We start from the raw sequence: 15,920 nt of genomic DNA on the forward strand, positions 1-15,920 counted from the left end.
GCTACCCCTGAAGGTGCTGTGCCAGGCCGTTCATGGCCTGGCGCAGCGATTCGACCGCGCCCGTCAGCGCCACGGTTTCGGCATCGCGGCACGCCTGTTCCAGGGCGTGGCACGCCGCCACGACCTGCCCGGCACCGACCATTTGCGCACCGCCCTTGATGTGATGGGCCAGGTCGCGCAAGCCGCCGCGGTCGGACGCCCGGCCCAGGTCATCCAGCCGCTTCAGGTCGTCGCGCAGGCTCTGCGACACCTGGTCGCGCAAGCGCAGGATCAATCCGCGGTTGTCGCCCGCCAGGCGTTCCAGGGTGCTCAGGTCGAGCGCGGCGGATGCCTGCTCCTGCCCCATGGGTTCTGCACCGGGCTCGGCAACAGACAGCGCCCGGCCCAGGTCGCCCAGGCCGATAGGCTTGAACAGGCAATCATCCATCCCTGAGGCGAGGCAACGCTGTTTTTCCTCGGCCTGGGCGTTGGCGGTGAACCCGAGCAACAAGCAGCGGCGCCGGCCCGTCGCGGCCTCCTCCGCGCGGATCGCCCGCGCCAGTTGATGGCCGCTGAGCCCCGGCAGGTTGATGTCGACGATCAGCACATCGAACGGCTGCCCGCGCCACGCGGCCAGGCCCTGTTCGCCGTCCTCCGCGCCCACGCTCCGGTGCCCGAGCTCGCTCAACTGCCAGCCCAGCAGCAGGCGGTTCACCGGGTGGTCGTCCACCACCAGCACGTTCAGCGGCGCCGACGATTCAGCCACCTCCCCATCGGCCTCAGGCGCAGGCAGCGGATCCAGCACCGGAAACTGCAGCAGCGCCCGGACCTGCGTGCCGCGCCCCGGTTCGCTGGCCAGTTGCAGGTCGCCGCCCATCTTCCGGCAAAGGTCCCGGCTGATCACCAGCCCCAGGCCGGCACCGCTGCGCACCGGCTGTGCAGCGTCGCGGGCCTGCACGAAAGGACTGAACAGGCGTCGCCGGTCATCGGCGCCGATGCCGATGCCGCTGTCTTCGATGGTCACGCTCAGGGCCAGCCGACGGTCGTGCAGCGACGTCACCCGCAGCACCAGGCTGACCTCACCGTTGGCGGTGAACTTGACCGCGTTGCTCAACAGATTCGACAGCACTTGCTTGAAGCGCGTGGGGTCGACCAGCACATCGACATCGCTGCGCGGATCCAGCTCGACGTGCCACAGCAGCTGCTTCTGCCGCGCAGGCCCCTCGAACACCCGGCAGACCGAGGCCACCAGGCCACGCAGGTTGGCGCGCTGCGGGGCGAGCTCCAGGTGCCCGGACTCGATGCGGGCGATGTCGAGGATGTCGCCGATCAGCGCCAGCAGTTGCTGCCCGGCGCTGGAGGCGATCTCGATGGCCAGGCGATCGGTCACGCCCTCGTCGGCCCGCTTGAGCGCCAGTTCGAGCATGCCGATCAGGGCGTTCATCGGCGTGCGAATCTCATGGCTCATAGTCGCCAGGAACGTGGTCTTGGCCCGGTTGGCCTCGTCGGCCGCCTCCTTGGCCTGCTGCAGCCTGCGCAACCAGCCCTGGCGCTGACGGAGCTGGCGCCGCTGCCAGCCGATCCACGCCAACGCCAGCATCAGCAGGACGGCGGCCGCCGCGAACCCCGAGAGGATTTCCCGGCGATGGCGTTGCCAATAGCTGTCCTCGACCACCACCCCGTGGCTCCAGCGCTCGACCAGCTCGTCCATCTCCTGGGGCGCAATGCTCAGCAACGCCTTGTTCAGCAGCGAATGCAGCAACGCCGCGTCCGGCGCCGTGGCCAGCGCGATCCGGGCCGGCTGATCCCCCACCGTAGTGACGATGCGCATGCGCCCCTTGTACTGGCGGGCGATCAGGTAGCGGGCCACCAGCAGCGAGCCCAGCGTCGCGTCCGCCTGCCCGTTGGCGATGGCCGCCATCCCTGCGGCAGGGCTGGCCACGTCGATCAGCCTGATCTGCGGCACCTGCTCGACCAGGTAGTCGTGCAAAGGATGGCCGCGGTAGATCGCCAGCCGCTTGCCAGCCAGGTCGCCCAACGAACGCAGACGGCCGTCCGCCGCCGCGATCAGCACGAACGGGTTGTTCAGGTAGGCCCGGGTGAACCGCAGTTCCAGCTCCCGCTCGCTGCTCGGCGTCACCACCGGCAGCACATCGAGTTCGCCCGCTTTCAGTTGCGCCATCTGCCGGTCCAGCGACTGCCCCCGCACGATGTCGAACGTCAACCCGGTGCGTTGCCCGATCATATTCAGCAACTGTGCGGTGAGCCCGTGCAGTTGCCCGTCCGCATCAAAGAACGTCAGGGGCGCGAAGTCCTCCACGGCCCCCACCCGCACCACCGGGTGCCCGTCGCGCCACGCCTGTTCGGCGGCGCTCAGGGTGACGCTCGCCTGCCCGCTCATGTCGGCGAGGCCGGCGCTCCAGCGTTGCTCCATCAGCAGCCGCTGTTCGAGGGGAATGGCCGCCAGCGCCCGGTCCACAAGACGCTGCAACCGCCCGTTGCCCCGGGCCAGGGCAAAGCCGAAGGGGTTGGCGTCGAGCCCCGAAGGCCCGGCCAGTTGCAGGTCGTTGCGATAATTGATGTTGATCAGGTAGTTGGCGCTGATGAGGTCCCCCAGGTACAGGTCGTCCTGGCCGAACGCCACCGCACCGAGCGCGTCGAGGATGGCGGGATAGCGCACCAGGGTCGCGGTGGGGTACGCCTTGCGCACGGTCGCCTCCGGCAGGTAGTCCTCGGCCATGGCGATACGCTTGCCGGTCAGGTCCGCCGGCAGCGGCTCGCTGAGCCGGGTCACCCACATGGGCTGGTCTTCGGCGTAGGCGCGGGACAGCACCACTTGCGGGTCGGCCAGCTCGAAAAGGTTGGAGGTGCCGAGCAGGTCGAGCTCGCCGCCCTTGAGCGCCGCCATCGCCCCTGCGCGGTCGCGGTAGCGCTGCACCGTGACCGCGACGCCGAGCAGGCGCCCCAACAGGTCGGCGTAGTCGGCGGTGATGCCTTCCAGCTCATGCCGGTTGCGCGTCAGTTCGAACGGCGGGTAGTCGGCGCCGGACACGCCCACCCGCAGCACGGGGTGCTCGCGCAGCCATTGCCGATCCGCATCGTCCAGGCGGATCGGGGCCGTGTCGGGGCTGCTGCGGGCCAGCACCTCCAGCACCTGCGGCGGCTCGCCTGCCCGAACGTGGGCCGCGACCAGCACCAACGACAGAAGGAAAAGACGCCACGACCCCATGCCAGCCCCCTCAGATCAGTTGGTTGCGCAGGGCGAATTCGCGCAGCAGCACCAGCGACCCCACCCCCAGCTTGGTCATCAGGCGGGTCTTGTAGGTGCTGACAGTCTTGTGGCTCAGGCTCATGCCTTCGGCGATGTCCTTGTTCGCCCGGCCCTGGGCCAACTGCACCAGGATGTGCAGTTCGCGGTCGGAGAGCAGGTCGATCAGCTGTCGCTCGTTGTTCTGCAGCATGCCGCTGCCGGCGGCGAGGTCCGTGGAGCCGGGAAAGTAGGTGTAGCCGGAGCGCACGGCTTTGATGGCGTTGCGCAGTTGGTGCAGGGAATCGGACTTGGTGACATAGGCCATCGCGCCGGCGCGCATGCAGCGCATCTGGTAGTGCGCCGGCTCGTGGGAGGTGAACACCACCACGCGGCAGTCCAGGCCGTTGGCGCGGATGCGCTCCAGCACCTCCAGGCCGCTCATCCCTTTGAGGTTGAGGTCGAGGATCACCAGCTCCGGCGAAAGCCTGCGGATCGCCGGCACCGCTTCGACGCCGCTGGCGACCACCTCCACCTGCCTGAAGCCCTCCGACTCCAGGATCAGGCCGAGGGTGGCCCCCACCACCGGGTGATCGTCGACGATGAGCGCTCTCTTCATGACCACTCCCAGTGCAATGTCGGGACGCCGGTGCCACAGGCGTCGCCCGGCTCGGACAGACCCTGGCTGCGCCAAGACTGTTGCACGGGATGCGGGAGGAATCTACCTGTCAGATCTGACAGTTGCGACAAACGGATAACCGTGCTCAAACGCCGACAGCCTGCCCGACCGCCCCCTCGATCTGTGCCATCAGGCGCTCGATCCGGTGGATGTCCGGCAGCTGCGCCTCGCTGATCCCGATGGGCTTGCAGGCAAACCCGGCCACCGTCGACGCCGGCGCGTTGTAGACCAGGGCATGGCGGACACGGGGATTGCCGCACAGGAAGTCCGCCAGGTCCATCGAGCCCGCCGCCAGCCCGGCATTGGCGGCGACCACGTCGAAGGCACCGCAGTCACGCTCGACCAAGGTCAGCAGTTCGGCCAGGTTGCGCACCGGCGCGATGCGAAAGTACCCGAGGCGATTGAACGATCGCTCGAGGGTCATCCGGTGAAAATGCTGCGGATCGGCAATCAGGATGCGCAAGGCTTTTTGGGGCACGGTGGACTTCCCGGTCGGTGTCGGCTTCACGAGGCGCCAAGGTTACGCAAGCGCCACGGAACACTCTGTAGGACTTTTCCGAAAAATCCGGCCGCCCATCCGCAGGCCGCACCGCCGCGCGCAGCGACCTCACTCGGTGGTGCTCGGGCTCCAGAAGGCCTGCACCACCAGAGCCGACGTCGAGACCCGCGCCACCAGCGCGTCGAGCTCATCGCCGTCCACCGAGGTGGTGGCCAGCGTCGCCTCGATCTCCACCTCATCGCTGCCGAAGGCATGCACGTCGACGTCGCTGGCCGGGTAGTTGCTGCGTTCCAGTTCCGCCTCGAGCAAGGCCAGCACGGCCTTCTGCTGCGAGCGCCGGGCGATGACGTAGACGATGTTGGTGACTTCCGCCGAGACCACATCCAGCGGCTGGCGGTTGATGTTGTTGACGATCGGACGCAGCAGCGTGTTGGCCGCCAGCACGAACAGCGTGCCGAGCACCGCCTCGGCCAGCAGGTCCGCCCCGGCGCAGGCCCCCACCGCCGCCGAGGTCCAAAGGGTGGCGGCGGTGTTGAGGCCGCGCACGTTGCCCTCTTCGCGCATGATCACCCCGGCGCCGAGAAAGCCGATGCCCGACACCACGTAGGCGACCACCCGCACCGCCCCTTCGGCGCCGCCGAGGCGGTTGGCCATGTCAACGAAGATCGCCGCGCCCACCGCTACCAGCACATTGGTGCGCAGGCCCGCCGTGCGTTGGCGGTACTGGCGCTCGAAGCCGATCAGGCCGCCGAGGATGAACGCCGCGCTGAGGCTGACCAGGGTGTCGAGCAGCGAGGTCAGGTTGAGGTTGTCGATGGCTTGCATGTCCAGCTCCTTGAAAAATCTGTTGTCCTTTGTGGGAGCAGCGGTTCGGTCACCGCAGATGTTGGCTGTGCCGGCCTCATCGCCAGCAGGCTGGCTCCCACAGGTATTTCTGGTGCCTGCAAGCTCCCTGCGCACCGCAAAACCTGTAGGAGCTTGCCTGCAAGCGATGAGGCCGGCACAGACATCGCAGAGCAAGGAGAAGCCCCCTTGCTCGCACAGCGTCCCCAGTCTTACTGCCAGCCGAACCGGCGGATGTAGAAGCCCTTCACCGCCTGGGTCAGGGCCATGTACGCCAGCAGGATCACCGGCAGGAACACGAAGTACAGCGACGGCAGCGCCTGCAGCTTGAAGTAGTTCGCCAAAGGCCCCATCGGCAGGAAGATCCCCACCGCCATGATGATCCCGGTCATCACCAGCAGCGGCAGGGCCGCGCGGCTTTGCAGGAACGGGATCTTCGGCGTGCGGATCATGTGCACGATCAGCGTCTGGGTCAGCAGCCCCACCACGAACCAGCCCGACTGGAACAGGGTCTGGTGGTCCGGGGTGTTGGCATCGAACACGTACCACATCAAGGCGAACGTCGTGATGTCGAAGATCGAACTGATCGGCCCGAAGAACAGCATGAACCGGCCCACGTCCGCCGGCTGCCAGCGCTGCGGCTGCTTCAGCATCTCGTCATCGACGTTGTCGAACGGGATGGCGATCTGCGAAATGTCGTAGAGCAGGTTCTGCACCAACAGGTGCATCGGCAGCATCGGCAGGAACGGAATGAACGCACTGGCCACAAGCACCGAGAACACGTTGCCGAAGTTGGAGCTGGCGGTCATCTTGATGTACTTGAGCATGTTGGCGAAGGTGCGCCGCCCTTCGAGCACGCCCTCCTCCAGCACCATCAGGCTCTTTTCCAGCAGGATGATGTCCGCCGCTTCCTTGGCGATGTCCACGGCGCTGTCCACCGAAATGCCGATGTCGGCGGTGCGCAGCGCCGGCGCGTCGTTGATGCCGTCGCCCATGAACCCGACCACGTGGCCGTTGCCCTTGAGGATGCGGACGATGCGCTCCTTGTGCGACGGCGTCAGTTTGGCGAACACGTTGGTGGTCTCCACCGCCACCGCCAGTTCGGCATCGCTCATGCGCTCCACGTCGTTGCCCAGCAGCAGGCCTTGCTGGGCGAGGCCCACCTCGCGGCAGATCTTGGCCGTCACCAGTTCGTTGTCGCCGGTCAGCACTTTCACCGCCACGCCATGCTCGGCCAGGGCCTTGAGCGCCGGCGCGGTGCTTTCCTTCGGCGGATCGAGAAACGCCACGTAGCCGATCAGCGTCAGGTCCTGTTCATCGGCCAGGCTGTAGGTGTCGCGCCCCTGGGGCATCGACCGCGCCGCCACCGCCACCACCCGCAGGCCTTCGGCGTTGAACGCAGCGGTCACCTGGCGGATGCGGGCCAGCAGGTCCGCGCTCAGCACGTCGTCGGCTTCGCCGTGGCGCACATGGCTGCACACCGCGAGCACTTCCTCCACCGCGCCCTTGCAGATCAACTGGTGCGGCTGGCCCCGCCCTTCGACCACCACCGACATGCGCCGGCGGTTGAAGTCGAACGGGATCTCATCGACCTTGCGAAACGCCGTGCCGACCTTCAGCTCGCGGTGGACCTCCACATGCTCCAGCACCGCCACGTCCAGCAGGTTCTTGAGGCCGGTCTGGTAGTAGCTGTTCAGGTACGCCATCTCCAGCACGTCGTCGGAGTCCTCGCCCCAGACGTCGACGTTGCGCGCCAGGAAGATCTTGTCCTGGGTCAGGGTGCCGGTCTTGTCGGTGCACAGCACGTCCATGGCGCCGAAGTTCTGGATCGCGTCCAGGCGCTTGACGATGACTTTCTTGCGCGACAGGAACACCGCGCCCTTGGCCAGGGTCGAGGTGACGATCATCGGCAGCATTTCCGGGGTCAGGCCCACAGCGATCGACAGCGCGAACAGCAGCGCCTCGGTCCAGTCGCCCTTGGTGAAGCCGTTGATGAACAGCACCAGCGGCGCCATCACGAACATGAAGCGAATCAACAGCCAACTGACCTTGTTGACGCCTTGCTGGAACGACGTCACCGCCCGGTCGGTGGCCCCGACCCGCTGGGCCAGCGCACCGAAATAGGTGTTGTTGCCGGTGGTCAGGATCACCGCCACCGCCGTGCCGGACACCACGTTGGTGCCCATGAACAGGACGTTGTCCAGTTCCAGCGGGTTGCGCGTGTCGCGGTCCTGCTGGCGCGGGAATTTCTCCACCGGCATCGATTCGCCGGTCATCGCCGCCTGGCTGACGAACAGGTCCTTGGCGCTGAGCACCCGGCAGTCGGCGGGGATCATGTCGCCGGCCGACAGCACGATCAGGTCGCCCGGCACCAGTTGCTTGATCGGCAATTCGATGCGCGGCGCATCCCGACGGATCACCGTGGCGGTGTTGCTCACCATGGCCTTGAGCGCGTCGGCGGCCTGGTTGGATTTGCTTTCCTGCCAGAAGCGCAGCAGGGTCGACAGCACCACCATCGAGAAGATCACGATGGCCGCCTTCAGGTCCTCGGTCAGCCACGAGATCACCGCCAACAGGGTCAGCAGCAGGTTGAACGGGTTCTTGTAGCAGTGCCACAGGTGCGTCCACCACGGCAGCGGCTGTTCGTGCTCGACTTCGTTCAGGCCGTGCTGCGCACGCAGCGCATCGACCTCGAAATCCGTGAGGCCGTCGGCGTGGGTGCCCAGCGACGACAGCAGCGCGCCGCTGTCGCAGTGGGCGGCGTCCACCAGGGTGTTGGCCAGGCTGGGCGGCACTTCACGGCTGACCGTGGTGTCGCTGATCGATTCCAAAAGCGCCAGGCGCCGGAAGTGGCGGGCGATGTGGCGGGTCCGCAGGAAGCCTGCGAAGAATTCCTTGAGCGTCAGTTTCATGGCTGCTACCCCTCTGGTCAGCCGGGAAACCGTCGAGCAGGCACGTCCACGCCCCGGCCGCCGGAAACACCGGCAAGGCAGGGCCTGGCACGCCGGTCAGCCAAGACAGGCGTGTCGATAGGGCTGCGGCGGCGACGCAAAGGTCACGGCCACGCTCTGTTCAGCGTCGATGAGAAGGACGTCGGGACATGGCCTCAACCGGCCATGATCGGGATGCCGCCGCTCGCTGTTCGGCGAGACAACGGCATCAGGGAATGCGCGTTATCTTGCCGAGAATCTGCCGGTTACCGAGACCGGCCGACAACTGTCATTCGAACAAGTACCCACTGTGGGTCTCCGCTATTGATGAAAACGCGCGAAGCTTACGCCCCGGTATCTGGAGAGTAAACCCGCAAAGGAAAGTGTGACGGGGAATGTCACCGCTTTTCAGGAAGGGTTCAGGAAAGGTTCAGGTTGGGATTGCCGGGGGCCGAACGCGAGCAGGCTCGCTCCCACACCGGATCGCCGTTCGACACACCTTCCGTGTCCGCTGGAGATCCCCTGTGGGAGCGAGCCTGCTCGCGGTGACGGCCTTGAAGGCGCCGCGGTCTTAGCTGGCGGTCGCCAACAGCAGGTCCGCCACCGAACGGCTGTGCCCGCGGTGCTTGCCGTGCTCATACAGGGAACCGGCGATCTCGTCCGCCCGCACCGGCAGCACCGACAGCAGCGTGTCGCTCAGGCCGTGGCTGGCCTGGCAGAAGCCCTGCATGTACAGGCCGGCCTTGCAGCGCTCGTCGGTGATCAGGCGGTAGTTGCGGTCGACCTCGAAGTCGCCCAGGTACTCTTCCAGCGGCGCCAGCAACTGGCGGTGCAACTGGCGCTCGTAACCGGTGGCCAGCACCACGGCGTCGTAGTGGCGCACGGTGACTTCGCCGGTGGCGTTGTTGCGCACGGTCAGCTCGATGCCGCGGTCGGTGGCGACAGCCTTCTCGACGGTGGTCAGGGTGCGGAACATGTGACGGGCGACGCCCGAGACCTTCTGGCGGTAGAAGATGCCGTAGATGCGTTCGATCAGGTCGATGTCCACCACCGAATAGTTGGTGTTGTGGTACTCGTTGACCAGACGCTCACGCTCGCTGCTTTTCTGCTGGAAGATCAGGTCGGTGAATTCCGGCGAGAACACTTCGTTGACGAACGGGCTGTCGTCGGCCGGCTTCAGGGCCGAACCGCGCAGGATCATGTCCACCTGCACCGACGGGAAGGAGTCGTTGAGGTCGATGAACGCTTCCGCCGCGCTCTGCCCGCCGCCGATGATCGCAATGCTCATCGGCTGGTTGTTGACGCACGGCTGCTTGGCCATCTGCGCCAGGTACTGGGAGTGGTGGAACACGCGGGCGTCGCCCTTCAGGCCCTTGAACGCCTCCGGAATGCGCGGCGTGCCGCCGGCGCTGACCACCACCGAGCGGGCGGTGCGCACGAACTGCTGGCCCTGGACGTCACGGGAGATCACCCGCAGCGCTTCGACCTGCTGGTTGTGCAGCACCGGCTCGATGGTCAGCACTTCTTCGCCGTAGCGGCTCTGCTCGGTGAACTGCCCGGCGACCCAGCGCAGGTAGTCGTTGTACTCCATGCGGCACGGGTAGAAGGTGCCGAGGTTGATGAAGTCCACCAGGCGCCCGTGCTGCTTGAGGTAGTTGACGAACGAGTACGGGCTGGTCGGGTTGCGCAGGGTCACCAGGTCCTTGAGGAAGGAGATCTGCAGCTCGCTCTGGGTCGACAGGGTGTTGCCGTGCCAGCTGTAGTCGGCCTGCTTGTCGAGGAACAGCACATCCAGTTCGCCCTGGGTCGGGCCGCGCTCTTGCAGAGCGATGGCCAGCGCCAGGTTCGAAGGGCCGAAACCGACGCCGATCAGATCGTGAACGATGGGCGATGCAATTGCCTGTGTCATTTCCAGTGTCCTCTGGATGAACCCCAACGCAGCGGGGAGGAAGAGCCTACGTGACCGGCCGGCCCCGAGCGGGACAGCAGGTCGTCTGTTGAGTAGGAACGAGGACAGTGAAATAAAATTTAACGACGGCGGCTCAATGGGCGTCCCATTGTTTGATGCGCACCCGGCAGTGCTTCATGGCGTTGACGATGTGCTTTTCCACCAGCGCCTTGGAAATGCCCAGGTGCTCGGCGATCTCGGGGTGCGACAGGCCTTCGATCTTGCGCAGCAGGAAACTGTCGCGGCACAGCGGCGGCAGTTCCGCCAATGCACGCTGGAGCATCTCCAGGCGCTGGCCGTGGTCGAGCGTGCTGTGGGGGGACGGGGTGAAATAGCGCTCTTCGCTGTCGAGCACCTCAAGGGACTCGACCTGACGCAAGGCGTTGCGCCGGTGGTCGTCGATCACCAGGTTCAGGGCCGTGCGGTAGAGAAAGGCCCGGGGCTGCTCGATCGGTGTGTCGCTGGAGCGCTCCAGCACCCGCACATAGGCGTCATGCACCACATCTTCGGCGACCTGACGGTTGCCGAGTCTGGCATTCAGGAAACTCACCAGCTCGCGATAGTAGTTTTCCAACATGGCTCCCCGCCGCAGCGGTGCGGTTTCTGTCCTTGGGCACACTGATCCGGGAACCCGCGACGGGCGCTAGCAAGATAGTGGCAGCTTGAGGCGCGTAATTTATAGTAATTCTCATATAGATTTAAAGTGATGTTTCACGTTGCCCGACAAATAGTCCCGTCCTATACCTGTAACATCGTGTGTCCCCGCTTAAATTCCCTCGCCCACCCCTCGTTAACAGGACAGCTCCCCGTCTCTGCCGCGCCCTGCGACAGTGTTCAGCGGTGCCCGATCCTGCGCACCCCCGTGAACGACGGGCCGATTCCCACTGGCCGGAACCCTGCATGAAACGTCCCCGCCCCGCCCGACGCGCCCTGCTCGCCACCCTTTGCCTGATCCCCGTCGCCGCCTATGCGGCCTGGCAGATGCTGCCCCCCGGCCGGGACAAGTTCGCCACCGTGCAAGTCACCCGCGGCGACATCGAAAGCAGCGTCACCGCCCTGGGCACCCTGCAGCCGCGACGCTACGTGGACGTCGGCGCCCAGGCCTCGGGCCAGATCAAGAAGATCCATGTGGAGGTCGGCGACACGGTCAAGGAAGGTCAGTTGCTGGTGGAGATCGACCCGTCCACGCAAAAGGCCAAGCTCGACGCCGGGCGCTTCTCCATCGAGAACCTCAAGGCGCAGCTGCAGGAACAGAAGGCCCAGCACGAACTGGCGCAGCAGAAGCACCAACGCCAGCAGCACCTCGCCGCCGGCGGCGCCACCCGCGAAGAAGACGTGCAGACCGCCCGCGCCGAGCTGAAGGCCACCCAGGCGCGCATCGACATGATCCAGGCACAGATCCGCCAGGCCGAAGCCAGCCTGCGCAGCGACCAGGCCGAACTCGGCTACACGCGCATCTTCGCGCCGATAGCCGGCACCGTCGTCGCCCTCGACGCCCGCGAAGGCCAGACCCTCAACGCCCAGCAGCAGACGCCGCTGATCCTGCGCATCGCCAAGCTGTCGCCGATGACGGTCTGGGCCGAAGTCTCGGAAGCCGACATCGGCCACGTCAAACCGGGCATGAGCGCCTACTTCACCACCCTGAGCGGCGGCCAGCGGCGCTGGAGCAGCACGGTGCGGCAGATCCTGCCGGTGCCGCCCAAGCCGCTGGACCAGACCAGCCAGGGCGGCGGCAGCCCCGCCAGCACCAGCAAAAGCGGGAGCGCCCGGGTGGTGCTCTACACCGTGCTGCTGGATGTCGACAACGCCGACAACGCCCTGATGGCCGAGATGACCACCCAGGTGTTCTTTGTCGCCGGCCAGGCGAAGGACGTGCTCACCGCGCCGGTCGCCGCCCTGCAGGGCAGTGCCGCCGCCGGCCTGCAAACCGCCCGGGTGGTCGCCGCCAACGGCGAGGTGCAGCCCCGCGAAGTGCGCACCGGTATCAGCGACCGCCTGAACGTGCAGGTGCTGGAAGGCCTGAACGAGGGCGATCACCTGCTGATCGGCCCCGCCGACGGCAACGGAGGCTGAATGCAGACGCCCCTGATCGAACTGCGGGACATCCGCAAGGCCTACGGCGGCGGCGACGCCCCTGAAGTCCACGTGCTGCGCGGCATCGACCTGTCGATCCACGCCGGCGAGTTCGTGGCCATCGTCGGCGCGTCGGGCTCCGGCAAATCGACGCTGATGAACATCCTCGGCTGCCTCGACCGGCCGACGTCCGGCGAATACCGCTTCGCCGGCGAAAACGTCGCCGGCCTGGACAGCGACGAACTGGCCTGGCTGCGCCGCGAAGCGTTCGGTTTCGTGTTCCAGGGCTATCACCTGATCCCGTCCGGCTCGGCCCAGGAAAACGTCGAGATGCCGGCGATCTACGCCGGCACGCCAACGGCCGAGCGGCACGCCCGCGCCGCCGCCCTGCTCGACCGCCTCGGCCTGGCCTCGCGCACCGGCAACCGTCCGCACCAGCTCTCCGGCGGCCAGCAGCAGCGGGTGTCCATCGCCCGCGCCCTGATGAACGGCGGCCACATCATCCTTGCCGACGAACCCACCGGCGCCCTCGACAGCCACAGCGGCAAGGAAGTCATGGCGCTGCTCGATGAACTGGCGGGCCAGGGCCACGTGGTGATCCTCATCACCCACGACCGCGAAGTCGCGGCCCGGGCCAAGCGCATCATCGAAGTCCGTGACGGCCTGATCATCAGTGACAGCGCCGCCGACGACCCCGCCGTCCAGGCCGCCGCCAACCCCGGCGCCCTGCAGGCGGTGGACCTGCGCAAGCGCCTGGCCGAAGGCGCGCAAGCCAACGGCGCCTGGAAAGGCGAACTGGTGGACGCCCTGCACGCCGCTTGGCGGGTGATGTGGATCAACCGCTTCCGCACCGCCCTGACCCTGCTCGGCATCATCATCGGCGTGGCCTCGGTGGTGGTGATGCTGGCGGTCGGCGAAGGCAGCAAGCGCCAGGTGATGGCGCAGATGGGCGCGTTCGGCTCCAACATCATTTACCTCAGCGGCTCGGCCCCCAACCCGCGCACGCCGCCCGGCATCGTCACCCTGGACGACGTCGCGGCGCTGGCCAGCCTGCCGCAGGTCAAACGCATCATGCCGGTCAACGGCGCCGAGGCCGGGGTGCGCTTCGGCAACGTCGACCACCTGAGCTATGTCGGCGGCAACGACACCAACTTCCCGGCGATCTTCAACTGGCCGGTGGTCGAGGGCAGTTACTTCACCGAGGCCGACGAACGCAACGCCACGGCCGTCGCGGTGATCGGCAAGAAGGTGCGCGACAAGCTGCTCAAGGATGTCGCCAACCCGCTGGGCCAGTACATCCTGATCGAGAACGTGCCGTTCCAGGTGGTCGGCGTGCTCCAGGAAAAGGGCGCCAGCTCCGGCGACCAGGACAGCGACGACCGCATCGCCATCCCCTACTCCGCCGCCAGCGTCCGGCTGTTCGGCACGCGCAATCCGGAATACGTGGCCATCGCCGCCGCCGACGCGCGCAAGGTCAAGGAAGCGGAGCACGCCATCGAGCAACTGATGCTGCGCCTGCACAACGGCAAGAAGGACTTCGAGCTGACCAACAACGCCGCGATGATCCAGGCCGAGGCCCGCACGCAGAACACCCTGTCGCTGATGCTCGGCTCGATCGCGGCGATCTCGCTGCTGGTGGGCGGCATCGGCGTGATGAACATCATGCTCATGACCGTGCGCGAACGGACCCGCGAGATCGGCATCCGCATGGCCACCGGCGCCCGCCAGCGCGACATCCTGCGCCAGTTCCTCACCGAGGCGGTGATGCTGTCGGTGGTCGGCGGCCTCGCCGGGATCGCCCTGGCGCTGATCATCGGCGGCGTGCTGATCCTCAGCGAAGTCGCCGTCGCGTTTTCCCTGATGGCGGTGCTGGGCGCCTTCGGCTGCGCCCTAGTGACCGGTGTCGTCTTCGGCTTCATGCCCGCCCGCAAAGCCGCCCGGCTCGATCCGGTCACGGCCCTTACCAGTGAATGATCGCTTGATGAAACCACGCCTCAGCCTGTTGACCGTGTGCCTGATGCTCAGCGCCTGCGCCAGTCCCGTCCAGCGTCCGGACAGCGGCCTGCAGCCGCCTGCCGCCTGGCAATCGCCCCACTCCGACGCCACCGCCCGCCACGACGCGCAGTGGTGGACGCAATTCGGCAGCCCCGAGCTGGACCGCCTGATCGAACAGGCCCGGCTCGGCAGCCACGACCTGGCCGCCGCCATGGCCCGGGTGCGTCAGGCCCGTGCCGCCACGGTGATCGCCGGCGGCTCGCAGTTGCCCGAGATCAAGGCCGGGGCCAACGCCAACCGGCAGAAGCTGCTGCGCGGCAACGGCTACAGCCAGCTCGACGCCGACAACAGCAACAAGGCTGTGGACTACTTCGACGCCAACCTGAGCGCCAGCTACGAGATCGATTTCTGGGGCGGCAAGCGCGCCTCCCGGGACAGCGCACGGTTCAGCCTGCAAGCCAGCGAGTTCGACCGGGCGACCGTCGAGCTGACGCTGCTGGGCAACGTCGCCGACACCTACGCGCAGGCCCTGTCCCTGGGCGAACGCAGCCGCATCGCCGAACTGAACCTGACCAACGCCCGCAGCGTGCTGAAGCTGGTGCAGACCCGCTTCGACGCAGGCTCGGCCACCGCCCTGGAACTGGCCCAGCAAAAAAGCCTGGTGGCCGCCCAGGAGCGTCAGGTGCCCCTGGTGCAGCAACAGGCCCAGGAAGCGCTGATCAGCCTCGCCGTCCTGCTCGGCCAACCCGTGCAGGCGCTGGCGCCGTCGCCGGAACCGTTCGACCGGCTGACCTGGCCGACCATCGCGGCCGGCGTCCCCAGCGACCTGCTCAGCCGCCGTCCCGACATCGCCCGCGCCGAAGCGCAACTGGCCGCCGCCGAAGCCGACGTGAAAGTGGCCCGCGCCGCCATGCTGCCCACCGTCACCCTGACCGCCCAGCTCGGCTCGGGCGCCAACCGGTTCAGCAACCTGGTTCGCAGCCCCTTCTACAACCTGACCGCCGGGCTGGTGGCGCCGATCTTCAACAACGGCCGCCTGGGCGCCGAGCGCGACAAGGCCACGGCCCGCCAGGAAGAACTGCTGGAAACCTACCGCGGCGCGATCGTCAGCGGTTTTGCCGACGTCGAAAAAGCCCTCAACAGCATTCGGGGGCTCGACGAACAGCGCCAGTGGCAGACCGAAGAACTGAACCAGGCCCAGACCGCGTTCAACATCGCCCAGAGCCGCTACCAGGCCGGCGCCGAGGATCTGCTGACAGTGCTGGAGACCCAGCGCACCCTGTACGCGGCCCAGGATTCGAACGTGCAACTGCGGCTGTCGCGGCTACAGGCGAGCATTGCCCTGTACAAGGCGCTCGGAGGCGGGTGGCGGGCGCTGTAACTCCTGTGGGAGCCGGGGCAGCCACAAATGCCCTGCACACCCAAAAAACCTGTGGGAGCTAGCTTGCTAGCGATGAGGCCCGAACTGTCGGCATCTCTGTTGCCTGTTCCACCGCCATCGCCATCGCCAGCAGGCTGGCTCCCACAAGGGATCCGGGGCAGCCACAAATGCACTGCACACCCCAAAAACCTGTGGGAGCTAGCTTGCTAGCGATGAGGCCCGAACTGTCGGCATCTCTGTTGCCTGTTCCACCGCCATCGCCATCGCCAGCAGGCTGGCTCCCACAAGGGATCCGGGGCAGCCACAAATGCACTGCACACCCCAAAAACCTGTGGGAGCTAGCTTG

General features: G+C 66.8%; 10 protein-coding genes. 3 read left to right on the forward strand and 7 right to left on the reverse strand.

All coding sequences use genetic code 11. The features are described from left to right. Position 1 precedes the first annotated feature (1 nt). The 7 genes from CAG29_RS20215 to CAG29_RS20245 form a co-directional block, all read right to left on the reverse strand. Positions 2-3,208: an ATP-binding protein gene (locus CAG29_RS20215; RefSeq protein ID WP_085695036.1), complete on the reverse strand. Its 3,207-nt coding sequence runs from the start codon at positions 3,206-3,208 to the stop codon at positions 2-4. Between the two features lie 10 nt (positions 3,209-3,218). Continuing rightward, positions 3,219-3,845, reverse strand: a complete 627-nt coding sequence (locus CAG29_RS20220) for a response regulator transcription factor (RefSeq protein ID WP_085577523.1) — start codon at positions 3,843-3,845, stop codon at positions 3,219-3,221. A gap of 145 nt (positions 3,846-3,990) precedes the next feature. Then, entirely contained in the window at positions 3,991-4,383 is a 393-nt protein-coding gene (locus tag CAG29_RS20225; protein ID WP_085577524.1) for a hypothetical protein, read from the reverse strand. A gap of 129 nt (positions 4,384-4,512) precedes the next feature. After that, positions 4,513-5,229: an MgtC/SapB family protein gene (locus CAG29_RS20230; protein ID WP_085577525.1), complete on the reverse strand. Its 717-nt coding sequence runs from the start codon at positions 5,227-5,229 to the stop codon at positions 4,513-4,515. A 230-nt stretch (positions 5,230-5,459) separates the two neighbouring features. Then, positions 5,460-8,159 (reverse strand): magnesium-translocating P-type ATPase, encoded by a 2,700-nt coding sequence (gene mgtA / locus CAG29_RS20235; RefSeq protein ID WP_085638128.1) that lies wholly within the window; start codon positions 8,157-8,159, stop codon positions 5,460-5,462. 589 nt (positions 8,160-8,748) lie between these two features. Then, positions 8,749-10,086 carry a lysine N(6)-hydroxylase/L-ornithine N(5)-oxygenase family protein gene (locus tag CAG29_RS20240; RefSeq protein ID WP_085577527.1) on the reverse strand — a complete coding sequence of 446 codons (1,338 nt, stop codon included), beginning with the start codon at positions 10,084-10,086 and terminating at the stop codon, positions 8,749-8,751. Positions 10,087-10,219: 133 nt separating this feature from the next. After that, entirely contained in the window at positions 10,220-10,702 is a 483-nt protein-coding gene (locus CAG29_RS20245; RefSeq protein ID WP_085577528.1) for a sigma-70 family RNA polymerase sigma factor, read from the reverse strand. Positions 10,703-11,025: 323 nt separating this feature from the next. Here CAG29_RS20245 and CAG29_RS20250 point away from each other — a divergent pair, with 323 nt between their 5' ends. Genes CAG29_RS20250 through CAG29_RS20260 form a run of 3 tightly spaced genes read left to right on the forward strand, consistent with a single transcriptional unit; the run spans position 11,026 to position 15,574 of the window. Beyond that, the gene (locus CAG29_RS20250) at positions 11,026-12,198 is read left to right on the forward strand and encodes an efflux RND transporter periplasmic adaptor subunit (RefSeq protein ID WP_085695037.1); all 1,173 of its coding nucleotides are present in this window, start codon (positions 11,026-11,028) and stop codon (positions 12,196-12,198) included. Next, the gene (locus CAG29_RS20255; protein ID WP_085695038.1) at positions 12,199-14,172 is read left to right on the forward strand and encodes a MacB family efflux pump subunit; all 1,974 of its coding nucleotides are present in this window, start codon (positions 12,199-12,201) and stop codon (positions 14,170-14,172) included. A gap of 7 nt (positions 14,173-14,179) precedes the next feature. Next, the gene (locus tag CAG29_RS20260) at positions 14,180-15,574 is read left to right on the forward strand and encodes an efflux transporter outer membrane subunit (RefSeq protein ID WP_085656951.1); all 1,395 of its coding nucleotides are present in this window, start codon (positions 14,180-14,182) and stop codon (positions 15,572-15,574) included. Positions 15,575-15,920: the final 346 nt, after the last annotated feature.

It is taken from the genome of Pseudomonas sp. B7(2017) (genome assembly GCF_002112745.1).
GTDB classification, from domain to species: Bacteria; Pseudomonadota; Gammaproteobacteria; order Pseudomonadales; family Pseudomonadaceae; genus Aquipseudomonas; species Aquipseudomonas ekonensis.

Excerpts from the sequence above, each read along its gene's own strand:
- mgtA (WP_085638128.1), bottom strand. The coding sequence starts at position 8,159 with ATGAAACTGACGCTCAAGGAATTCTTCGCAGGCTTCCTGCGGACCCGC.
- CAG29_RS20220 (WP_085577523.1), bottom strand. The coding sequence starts at position 3,845 with ATGAAGAGAGCGCTCATCGTCGACGATCACCCGGTGGTGGGGGCCACC.
- CAG29_RS20260 (WP_085656951.1), top strand. The coding sequence starts at position 14,180 with ATGAAACCACGCCTCAGCCTGTTGACCGTGTGCCTGATGCTCAGCGCC.
- CAG29_RS20230 (WP_085577525.1), bottom strand. The coding sequence starts at position 5,229 with ATGCAAGCCATCGACAACCTCAACCTGACCTCGCTGCTCGACACCCTG.
- CAG29_RS20215 (WP_085695036.1), bottom strand. The coding sequence starts at position 3,208 with ATGGGGTCGTGGCGTCTTTTCCTTCTGTCGTTGGTGCTGGTCGCGGCC.
- CAG29_RS20245 (WP_085577528.1), bottom strand. The coding sequence starts at position 10,702 with ATGTTGGAAAACTACTATCGCGAGCTGGTGAGTTTCCTGAATGCCAGA.
- CAG29_RS20250 (WP_085695037.1), top strand. The coding sequence starts at position 11,026 with ATGAAACGTCCCCGCCCCGCCCGACGCGCCCTGCTCGCCACCCTTTGC.
- CAG29_RS20240 (WP_085577527.1), bottom strand. The coding sequence starts at position 10,086 with ATGACACAGGCAATTGCATCGCCCATCGTTCACGATCTGATCGGCGTC.
- CAG29_RS20255 (WP_085695038.1), top strand. The coding sequence starts at position 12,199 with ATGCAGACGCCCCTGATCGAACTGCGGGACATCCGCAAGGCCTACGGC.